Genomic DNA, 9,765 nt, shown 5'->3' with positions numbered 1-9,765 from the left:
CACTCTGTCTTCTTTAGAACGCTGCCTTATATTCTCTTTAGGCATAAAGAATCTAGGCAGAAGTATATACGGACCATTATCAATAGAATCAAAACATAAAACATAAGCTGCTATATCTCTTGTAGTTGCTAAATCCAAACCGATGCAGGCTTTTCTGCCTTTTAATTCATTTATATTTATATTTTGATGTGAATAAGATTTAAGCCATCTGTCAGAAGATATCCATACTTGACTAGCCTGTGTCCAAACATTCAAGTTTTTTGTCAGTATATCAGTTCTTTGAATAGGTTTATCTAGTCCCTCTAAAAGCCTAGATTTTAGATAACTGTCTTTTACAGAAACATTTATATTAGGATTAGCTTGAAAAATAATTTTATTTATTAATTCTTCCTGCTTAGAAACATCTTCTTTTTTTTTAATTTTTCTTTATATTCAGATATAAATACCCAAATATCATTGATGTTGTCAGGCTCGTATATTATTGTAAAATATTCATCATTAGTATTTGAACCATCTAATATTTTTTTGGCATATTCATATTCAGAAAAACATACCGAAGATTTATCAAAACCAGCAGTAGTAATTATAAATACAAGCGGCTGCCTTCTAGCTCCCATACCAGATTCAAGAACATTTAATAGTTCATTATCAGGATGTGCATGGTACTCATCTACTATAACCAAATGCGGATTTAATCCATCTTCAGTATTGCTGTCCTGTCCTAATGGTTTTGATTTTGATGCAGTATCTTTTTTCTTTGTAATTGTAGAAGTTTGTTTATATGTAATCGCTTCTTTATTAAGAGCTTTTGCTTTTCTTATTTGCCTTTCGCTTTCACTCCATGCAATTTTGGCTTGATCTTTTTTAGTAGCTATATAATATATTTCGACTCCAGCCTCTGCAGGACTATCGCAGAAAAAACAATAATTACCAATTCCAGATGCAAAAGTAGTTTTTCCATTTTTCCTACTCACTTGAACGTATGCCTTTTTGTAACGTCTGAGTTTATTTTCTTTTCTTCTCCATCCGAATATACTTGCTATTATAAACTGTTCCCAAGGCTCTAGTATAATATTATGATTTGCCCATTCTCCTTTCGTATGTACTAAAGATTGAATAAAAGTAATAGGACGTTTAGCTTCATTATCATCAAAATAAAAAGGATAATCATTATTTTTTGATTTTTCTATATCGTCCAAATGCCTTTTTACAGATAAAAAAGCAGCTTGACACACTGGTAATTCTTTATTTATAACTTTATTGATATATTCTTCATAGGTATACATATTATTGTTATCATTCAAACCTGCCTATGATTAGATTTATACGCTGTATAAATCTAGCAGGTTTTCATTCCTTTATATTTAACCATTTATCATTTTTTAAGCAGATTATATTATTTATTAATTAATAATTTTAGATAAAGATATTATTATACATAATTTTAAACTTTATATTAAAGTGAAATTAATACGTTATAATTTAGAATGAGTACCAATTATAAGCTGTCCTATTAGATTAGATGTTTCATCATCAATAGGATATTTGTAAGTTTTTCCATTAAAATTATACATTATTTGAACACCACCATTTTTAAACATAGAAATAATTTTTTGTTTCTCGAAAGAATTAAAAAGTATAAGGTTGAGTTCCATAATCAATAAATAATTAGAATGTTTCATATAAGATGCACTAAAAGTTACTAAAAAATCATTATTAAAAAAATGAACTTCATTTACTGATTCTGTAAGTTTGATGTTCGGATAAAAAAGCATATTGATATCTACTGTTCCATTATCAATTTCAGCAATATATTCTCCTTCTAGGACTATAGTATTAGTTTTATTTTCATTATACACATAATATATATCTGCAACACTAGAAGCATTTTTATTATTATCTTCTGGATAATAAGATTTTAAATATGCATCGGCAATTTTTTTATCTACAGTAATTGCATAGCATAAAAAAGTATTAAAAATAATTATTGCTGTAAAAATAAATATCTTTATCATATTATGCCCCTTATTTTTTTATAGTATATATAATTTTTTTATTTATTCAATATTTAATTTAATTAATTTTCATTAAGCATTTTAGAAAGTATATCCTCATCTTCTATAGTTTCAGGAGATGATACTTTCTTTTTGGAAGCAGGCGTTAAACCAAACTCAGTAAGCATTTTATGATATGCCGTTATAGCTTTATGGTAAGCTAAATATTCTCCCATAGTCTGAGAGTTTTTACCTGATAAATAACCAGCTATAGAACCTCCTTCATTAATCATAGCCTCATAAAGATTCATAGCATCGCCGTAATGAAGACATAAAAGCTCAAAAGCTGATATGTCAGCAGGTCCGAGCATATTTTTTTCGGCAAAGATAGGTGCAAGTTCTTTCCATTTTTTTATAGAATATTTATTAAAATAATTAGGAGGAGCTTGTATTTTATATCTTTTTTTATCATTTTTATTTTGCATAATAGACTCCATTAAAAAATAATGCTCATTAAATAGTAATGAATATAATAATTTATGACTATAAATACATTAAAAAAAATAGGAAATATAAAATAAAACTTATATTTCCTTATATTTTTTTATATATATATGTCTGTAATAAAAAATATAAGGAATTATATAAAAAAATGGCTGTTTCCTGATTTCAGCTATATTGACAGCAGTAATTTTTTATCAATTCAAAATGATAAAACTTTATCAGCAGTCAATCCAAATACTGCTTTAACTTTCTCTACAGTATTTGCATGTGTGAGAGTTATTGCTGAAACAATAGCTACTTTACCGCTTTTTGTATATAAAGTAAATGGAAATAATAAAATAAAAGCTAAAGATCATTCTTTATATAGATTATTGCATGACGCTCCTAATGAAGAATGCACATCAGTATCATTTATAGAAAGTCTAATTACTCAAATACTGCTGCAAGGCAACGGCTTTGTAGAAGTAGTAAGAGATAATTTCAACAGAGTAACAGAACTTTATCTAATAGATTCAAATAAGATTAAAATATATAGAGATTCAAACGGAAATAAAATGTTTGAATATTCAGATGATGGAGAAATAATTACTTTATCTCCGTCTCAAGTTATGCATATAGCAGGACTTGGATGGAACGGAGTGATAGGATATAGTCCAATAGCTATGATGCGTAAGCAAATAACCACTGGACTTTATCAGGATAATTTCGCATTAGATTTCTTTTCTAATGGTGTTAAAAAAGTTCCAATAATTTCACACCCAGAAAAATTAAGTAAAGAAGCTAAAATTAATCTTAAAGAAAGTTTCAGGGAGGCTTGGGAAAAAGGCATTGTTGTTCTTGAAGAAGGAATGAAAATAGATCCTATCACAATGAACTTATCAGATGCACAGTTTTTAGAAAGCAGAAGATTTTCGGTAGAGGAAATATGCCGAGTATTCCGTGTCCCTCCTCATCTTATAGGAGATTTAAGCAGGAGTACAAATAATAATATAGAACATCAAAGTATAGAGTTTGTAACGCACACAATAAGACCGTGGTGCGTTCGTATAGAAAAAGCATTGAATGGCTATTTATTAAATAATTTAGAAAGAAAAAAATATAATATAGAGTTTAATTTGGACGGACTTTTGAGAGGCGATACTCTTACAAGGCAGCAGGCGAACCAAATAAAATTAAATAATGGTGTTCTCACTAGAAATGAATGGCGGATACTGGAAAACCTTAACGAAGTAGAAGATGAATACGGAGATGAGTATTTCTGCAGTCAGCAAATAAGACCAATAAAAACAGTTTATGAAGAACCTAAAGAAACTGAATACAATCAAGGCTTTAATGTAAATAATAATGAAAATAAAAAATTAGAAGAGGAAGAGAAAGATGCCAGCAAGCAACAATGAAATGAGCCGACGCTCTAGGCATAATTCATTATGCCTAGAAATTAGAAGCGGAGGCGAATATAGCAACAATGAAATTAGAAGTATAGATATTAATATTCAAAAAAGTACAGACACAGAAGGTGAACCTCTTAAATTAAGAGGCTATGCTATTGTATATAATTCTTTAAGTGAGCCTCTTTATGCTGATTTATTTAGAGAGTGTATAAAGAGAGGAGCTTTCACTAAATCATTATTAGAAAATGATCAAGTATGCCTTTGGGGACATGACACAAGATATGTTCTAGGCAGAAAGAGTTCTGGCACATTGATTTTAAGGGAAGATGATAAGGGCTTATATTTTGAAGTTTCTTTGCCAAATACTACTTGGGCAAGAGATTTGAAAGAAAGCGTGGACAGAGGCGATATAAAGCAGATGTCTTTCGGCTTCAAAGTAGTGAGAGATAATTGGCTTGATGATAAAGAAACATTAAAAGAATACGGAATGCCTATACGTGAAGTAGAAGAAATCACTTTGCATGAAATATCATTAGTAACATTTCCAGCTTATCCTCAAACGAATGTTAGGCATAAAGGCGACTGCCCGCATTCTGCGAATGAAGATGTATATATTCCAAAACCGCCTGATAAATCTATGCCTAATGATGATTTTGATTATAGAAATAAAGAATATGAACAAAAAATAAAATATCTAAAAATAAAAAATAAATAATAATAAGGAGTATTAAATTATGTCACCAGAAGAATTAAGAGCTTTAATAGAAAAACTAAAGAATGAAAATGTAATAGATCTACAATCTATTGATGAACTTATGCAAAAAAGACAAGCATATTCTGCTATGAGTATTGAAGAGAGAGAAAATAAAAAAGAAGATATATCAAAACTAGATAATGATATAGATACTTTAATGAAGAATATAGAAAATAGAAATAAGGAAATAGAGAGAAATGATAAACTTCTATTACTTCAAACTAATTCTTCTATGAATAAAAGAAATATAGCTGATAATTTAGACAATTCATCTGCTGATGATAACGAAGCTGAATTAAGATCTAAATTTGTTAGATGGGTAAAATCAGGAGATGACAGAGAAATAAGAGAAGCACTTCAGGCAGGAGTTGCTGAAGCAGGCGGAAATACTATAGCACCTCAGTATCTAGTAAAAGATGTTATAAAAGAACTTGATAAAACAGTAGAAATAAGAAAAAGAGCAAATATCATTCCCGCAGCGAATGGATTTGCTAGTATAGGAATACCTACACTAGAAAGTGATTTAAATGATTTAGAGTGGACATCAGAAATAGATGAAGTCCCAGAAGATGAAAACATGTCTTTTGGAAAAAGAGAAATGAAAGCCAATCAATTAACTAAACTTGTTTTAATGAGCAAAAGATTGATACAACAAAGTAATATAGATATAACAGCATTCATAAAAAATAGAATATCATATAAATTAGGTTGTACATTAGAATATACTTATTTATATGGAAATGGTATAGGTAAACCTTTAGGCATATTTGCTCAAACTTCAGATAATACAGCAGCTATTCCAACTGATAGGGATATAGCTGTTGGAACATCTACTGCTGCTATATCGTATGATGGATTGGTAGATGCTGTAAGTGGTTTAGATGGCGGATACCAAAACGGAGCCGTATGGATGCTTAATAAGAAGGCTATTGCGGCATTAAGAAAATTAAAAGATAAGCAGGATAGATCTTTATGGCAGGAAGGTTTAGTAGCAGGACAGCCTAGCCTTCTGCTGGGAATCCCTGTCATACAAAATGATTTCATAGAAGATAAACTAGAGTCTACAAAATATTTTGGTATGTTAGCAAATTTAAATCATTATTGGATAATGGACAGTTTATCTATGGAGTTGCAGGTTCTATATGAGTTATATAGTAAAAAAAATCAAGTCGGTTTCCAAGTAGGCTACTGGGGAGATGGAGCTCCTGTTCAAAAATCTGCATTTGTAAGATTGTTAGCACATGATAAACCATTTGCAAAAGCAGTAAGTGAACCAGCTGGTTAATAATAATTAATTTAGGATATAAAAAATGAGCAGTGATACTGAAGATATTAATAGTATAGACATTGATGTCGGAAAAGTAGTCGAAGAAGGTGATGATGACAAAGTAGTTACTTTGGCTGAGTTCAAAAAGTTTCTAAACTTGGAAGGGATTGACTATGATGATGATATACTGCATCTTACTTTAGACAGTGCAATCGGCTATTGTAATAAAGCTAATGAAACAGAATACAAAAGAGCCGATTGTCCTCCTGAAGTTAGGTATGCAATTCTTGGACTTGCTGCTCATTATTTTGAAAGCAAAACAGGAGAAGCTAGTCAAAGTGAAGAAGTTGCTTTGAAAGGTGTTCACAGATTGTTGGCTATTGCGAGGGAAAAGTTTACTCTATAGGAGATTAGCCAAGCCAGCCCCACAGGGGCACAGACGTGCGAATAAGTTTACTTATTCGCTTTTATTAGGCGAGGCGAATATAACAATAATGAAAGTTGGAAAATTAATTCATACTATAACTTTTTATAGAACAAAGTATATAGATAATGGAAACGGAACAGGAAGTAATGAATTAATAGAATTAAGAAAAGTAAAATGCTCTATTGAAGATATAACATATAAAGATATACAGCAGGGTAAAAGAAAAGATTTAACAAGAACTTTGAAAGTACATACTCATTATTTCAAAGAGTTTGATACCAAAGGAATGATGGCAAAAATAAACCGTGAAAATGATATCTATGAAGTTATTAATATGGAAAATGTTTCATATAAAAATATAGAATGCATATTTACAATAAAGAAATTAGTAAATAATAAAAAAGCTGACAATAGAGAGTAATATGTCTGAAAAAAATAAAGTAACTCTTACAGGGTTTGATGAGTTCAGGAAAACTTTAGAAGAATTAGGAATTGATTTTAAGAATGAAGTAAAAAAAGCCTCATTAAAAGAAGCTAGAAGAATAGCAAAAGAAGCTAATGCAAAAGCAAAAAGCAGAGGCTGGACTTTTGATAAATATTTTACTGTAAAAGAAACAAGAATAAACAAAAAGAGTAATACTGAAAGCAATGTTAAGATTACTACAATTAGCGGAAAAAGAGGCACAGCACCTGAGAAAAATAAAATAAAATGGTATAAAGAGCAAGGCGATAGGTATTATACTTTTTTTAATGAATATGGAAATAAATATAAAAATGAAGTGCCTTTGTTAATACCTCTATTTGAATCAAACAGAGAGAATATAGAAGAGGCAGTCAAAAGTGCTTTGAATATAGTAATACAAAAAGCTAATAATAAATAGAGTTTATAAATATGCATAGAGTAATTTATCAATTATTAAAAAGTCTTACTCAAGAAGATAAAAAAACGGCAGGTGTTTATTTGGATTTTGTTGAGGACAGCAATGTAGATAATGATAAAAGCTATATAGTTTATTCTCTTCAAAGTTCAAATCCTAAATATGAGTTTGAATATTCAAGAGATATTTATCAAGTTAGTGTTTATTCTACAAGTTTAGAACATGCATTAACTCTTCAGAAAAAAATAGGTAAGTATTTTAATAGTTTGAAAAAAAAGATAGATAATATTGAGATATGCGGCTGTGATATAAGCAATGAAAGCCATTCTCGTATAGACAATGCATATCAGACAATGACAATAATAGAAATATTATATAAATATTAATATAAAGCTAGCATAATAACAATAAGGAGATATTATGAGTCAAATAAGTGTGCAAGAAAAAAAACAATAAGATACGGAAGTGCCAAAGTTTTGATAGGAGATAGATTTGATAAACTTATAAATATAGGAGCAGGACGCAATATTGCTGTAAAAGAAACTATAACTACATCAGATATAGAAAGCGACAATGCAGGAACTATAGCTACTTTAGTGACAGAACATAAAATGGAATTAACTCTTGACAGTTTAGAAATTAATTTCAAAAACTATGCTGAGGCAAGAGGCGGTATAGATAATATAGACAGCTATGATGGTAAAACAGAAGTTACAAAACAGTATATAGTAGAATCAGATACATATAAAAGAGGTGAAGAAATAAAAGTTCCATTTAGAAATGCAGACGGAAGCGAAGTAACAATAACTAAAGTAGAAAAGAAAAACTCTATGGGAAATATTCGCATAGAAGAATCAAGCTACGAAAAAATAGGAACTAATGGAATAAAAATTACAGATACTAAAATATCTCCTAGCACAGATACTTTAATTATTACATATACTAGAACTATGCCTAAAATGGTACGCATGGCAACAGGAGGAAAAAGTTCTACAATCAAACCTAAATGCATAATGATAGTTAATACTAATGCTGAGAGTAAAGAATTAAGAATATATTTACCGCAGGCTTCAATAGCAGGCGGCTTAGAGTTTAGCTTCCCTTCTGATAAAGCACAGGATGTGTTGGTAGGGAAATTAAGTTTCTCAGCGACTTTAGCAGGCAGTCAGCAAAGCGGAGAGCAGCTTGCATGGTATGAAGATGAACAGTCTGTAGGTAAAGATGAAGAAGAAATAAAAGATACAGAAGAGGAAACATCAGATACCAAAAGTGAACCTAATGTTCCATTAACTTTAGAAAGTGATAAACCAAATGTAGATATAAGAGCAGATGGAAATGATACTGTAGCATTAACTTCAAATGCTGACGAGATAACACATACAGTAGAGCCTCCAGATCAGCAGTTTTTTGATGTGAGCTATGAAGCTGAAACTAAAACTTTCACTATTACAGGAAAGGCAGAAGGTACAGCTACATTAAAAATCACAGCTAAAAAAGCAGGCAGTGAAGATATTACTAAAGATATATCTATTAATATACAAGCGGTTCCAGAAGCTTTAACTTTAGAAAGTGATAAACCAAATGTAGATATAAGAGCAGATGAAAATGATACTGTAGTATTAACTTCAAATGCTGACGAGATAACACATACAGTAGAGCCTCCAGACCAGCAGTTTTTTGATGTGAGCTATGAAGCTGAAACTAAAACTTTCACTATCACAGGAAAGGCAGAAGGTACAGCTACATTAAAAATCACAGCTAAAAAAACAGGCAGTGAAGATATTGTAAAAGATATAGAAGTAAATATAAATGCAAATATATAAGGATCTGAAATATGGCAGATATAGAAATTGTAGATTTAGAAGAGTTTAGTAATAAAAAAGCAGTTTATGCCAAACTTGGCAAATACAAGATAAATGTTAATGATATACCTGTGGGCTTGGCATTAAAAATAAGTGATTATAGCCAGTCTATAGCAGAGAAAGGTTTTCTTGATTCACAGACTGTGATAGAAGATATAGTAATTCCTCTTATACAAAGACAGGATAAAAATACCTGCCGAGAAGATATATTAGAAGATTTTAATTATGATCAGCTTATAAAAATATTCAGAATGATAATGGACGGCTTTTATAAAGCAGGAATTGACGCTCCTAATGAGGATAAAAAAAAGAAAACTAATAAAAATAGAATTAATAAAGTTATTTGCACATTTAGCTAATAGCTATGGGTGGACAGAAGACTGTATGATGGAGATGAGTTTGCAAAGACTTCTGCTTTATTATACAGCTTCTTTAAATTTGCCTTATATTATAGAAGTAGAAGAGAAAACTAAATCAAACAATTCTTCATCTGAAATAAAACAGGGAAATAAAACTATAAGAAGAGAAAAGCAAGGGCTTTGGGAAATAGAAACTATTACGGTAAATAATTAGCAATAATAAAAAAGGAATAAAAAACGAGAAAAAGCCAAATCGATAATTTATTATCGATTTTCTCAAAGGCTTTTTTGAGTTTAGCAATAATGAGTAAATTAAATGTATATATTAA

12 protein-coding genes and 1 pseudogene are annotated in these 9,765 nt (G+C 30.0%); 10 read left to right on the top strand and 3 right to left on the bottom strand.

The features are described 5' to 3' along the window. The 3 genes and pseudogenes from KQ44_RS01795 to KQ44_RS01785 all read right to left on the bottom strand — a co-directional run. A pseudogene (locus tag KQ44_RS01795) lies at positions 1 to 1,286 on the bottom strand (terminase large subunit); the annotation flags it as partial. Positions 1,287 to 1,475: 189 nt separating this feature from the next. Beyond that, positions 1,476 to 2,015 (bottom strand): hypothetical protein, encoded by a 540-nt coding sequence (locus tag KQ44_RS01790; RefSeq protein WP_047115874.1) that lies wholly within the window; start codon positions 2,013 to 2,015, stop codon positions 1,476 to 1,478. Positions 2,016 to 2,077: 62 nt separating this feature from the next. After that, entirely contained in the window at positions 2,078 to 2,479 is a 402-nt protein-coding gene (locus KQ44_RS01785) for a P27 family phage terminase small subunit (protein ID WP_096735981.1), read from the bottom strand. A gap of 129 nt (positions 2,480 to 2,608) precedes the next feature. Here KQ44_RS01785 and KQ44_RS01780 point away from each other — a divergent pair, with 129 nt between their 5' ends. From KQ44_RS01780 to KQ44_RS01735, 10 genes are all read left to right on the top strand, one after another. Next, positions 2,609 to 3,895, top strand: a complete 1,287-nt coding sequence (locus KQ44_RS01780; RefSeq protein WP_096735980.1) for a phage portal protein — start codon at positions 2,609 to 2,611, stop codon at positions 3,893 to 3,895. A gap of 1 nt (position 3,896) precedes the next feature. Beyond that, entirely contained in the window at positions 3,897 to 4,604 is a 708-nt protein-coding gene (locus KQ44_RS01775) for an HK97 family phage prohead protease (RefSeq protein WP_096737770.1), read from the top strand. A 19-nt stretch (positions 4,605 to 4,623) separates the two neighbouring features. Next, a complete protein-coding gene (locus KQ44_RS01770; RefSeq protein ID WP_096735979.1) occupies positions 4,624 to 5,928 on the top strand; it encodes a phage major capsid protein in 1,305 nt (434 codons plus the stop codon). A 25-nt stretch (positions 5,929 to 5,953) separates the two neighbouring features. Then, complete coding sequence (locus tag KQ44_RS01765; protein ID WP_096735978.1) at positions 5,954 to 6,316, top strand: head-tail connector protein; 363 nt, start codon at positions 5,954 to 5,956, stop codon at positions 6,314 to 6,316. A gap of 88 nt (positions 6,317 to 6,404) precedes the next feature. Further along, entirely contained in the window at positions 6,405 to 6,758 is a 354-nt protein-coding gene (locus KQ44_RS01760) for a head-tail adaptor protein (RefSeq protein ID WP_008730219.1), read from the top strand. Between the two features lies 1 nt (position 6,759). After that, a complete protein-coding gene (locus tag KQ44_RS01755) occupies positions 6,760 to 7,218 on the top strand; it encodes a hypothetical protein (RefSeq protein ID WP_096735977.1) in 459 nt (152 codons plus the stop codon). 11 nt (positions 7,219 to 7,229) lie between these two features. Further along, positions 7,230 to 7,601 (top strand): hypothetical protein, encoded by a 372-nt coding sequence (locus KQ44_RS01750; protein WP_013114176.1) that lies wholly within the window; start codon positions 7,230 to 7,232, stop codon positions 7,599 to 7,601. Between the two features lie 90 nt (positions 7,602 to 7,691). Further along, the gene (locus KQ44_RS01745; protein WP_240516423.1) at positions 7,692 to 9,038 is read left to right on the top strand and encodes a hypothetical protein; all 1,347 of its coding nucleotides are present in this window, start codon (positions 7,692 to 7,694) and stop codon (positions 9,036 to 9,038) included. Positions 9,039 to 9,049: 11 nt separating this feature from the next. Further along, the gene (locus KQ44_RS01740; protein ID WP_096735975.1) at positions 9,050 to 9,436 is read left to right on the top strand and encodes a hypothetical protein; all 387 of its coding nucleotides are present in this window, start codon (positions 9,050 to 9,052) and stop codon (positions 9,434 to 9,436) included. Between the two features lie 25 nt (positions 9,437 to 9,461). After that, positions 9,462 to 9,650, top strand: coding sequence for a hypothetical protein (locus KQ44_RS01735; protein WP_020003556.1), 189 nt, complete (start codon positions 9,462 to 9,464; stop codon positions 9,648 to 9,650). Positions 9,651 to 9,765 lie beyond the last annotated feature (115 nt).

Source organism: Brachyspira sp. G79 (assembly GCF_002379365.1).
GTDB lineage: Bacteria > Spirochaetota > Brachyspiria > Brachyspirales > Brachyspiraceae > Brachyspira.
This window is presented reverse-complemented; position numbering and strand designations above follow the sequence as displayed.

Bases quoted from the DNA above. Each gene is read 5' to 3' on its own strand.
- KQ44_RS01770 (WP_096735979.1), top strand. From the start codon at position 4,624: ATGTCACCAGAAGAATTAAGAGCTTTAATAGAAAAACTAAAGAATGAA.
- KQ44_RS01740 (WP_096735975.1), top strand. From the start codon at position 9,050: ATGGCAGATATAGAAATTGTAGATTTAGAAGAGTTTAGTAATAAAAAA.
- KQ44_RS01765 (WP_096735978.1), top strand. From the start codon at position 5,954: ATGAGCAGTGATACTGAAGATATTAATAGTATAGACATTGATGTCGGA.
- KQ44_RS01760 (WP_008730219.1), top strand. From the start codon at position 6,405: ATGAAAGTTGGAAAATTAATTCATACTATAACTTTTTATAGAACAAAG.
- KQ44_RS01735 (WP_020003556.1), top strand. From the start codon at position 9,462: ATGATGGAGATGAGTTTGCAAAGACTTCTGCTTTATTATACAGCTTCT.
- KQ44_RS01790 (WP_047115874.1), bottom strand. From the start codon at position 2,015: ATGATAAAGATATTTATTTTTACAGCAATAATTATTTTTAATACTTTT.
- KQ44_RS01750 (WP_013114176.1), top strand. From the start codon at position 7,230: ATGCATAGAGTAATTTATCAATTATTAAAAAGTCTTACTCAAGAAGAT.
- KQ44_RS01775 (WP_096737770.1), top strand. From the start codon at position 3,897: ATGAGCCGACGCTCTAGGCATAATTCATTATGCCTAGAAATTAGAAGC.
- KQ44_RS01755 (WP_096735977.1), top strand. From the start codon at position 6,760: ATGTCTGAAAAAAATAAAGTAACTCTTACAGGGTTTGATGAGTTCAGG.
- KQ44_RS01780 (WP_096735980.1), top strand. From the start codon at position 2,609: ATGTCTGTAATAAAAAATATAAGGAATTATATAAAAAAATGGCTGTTT.
- KQ44_RS01785 (WP_096735981.1), bottom strand. From the start codon at position 2,479: ATGCAAAATAAAAATGATAAAAAAAGATATAAAATACAAGCTCCTCCT.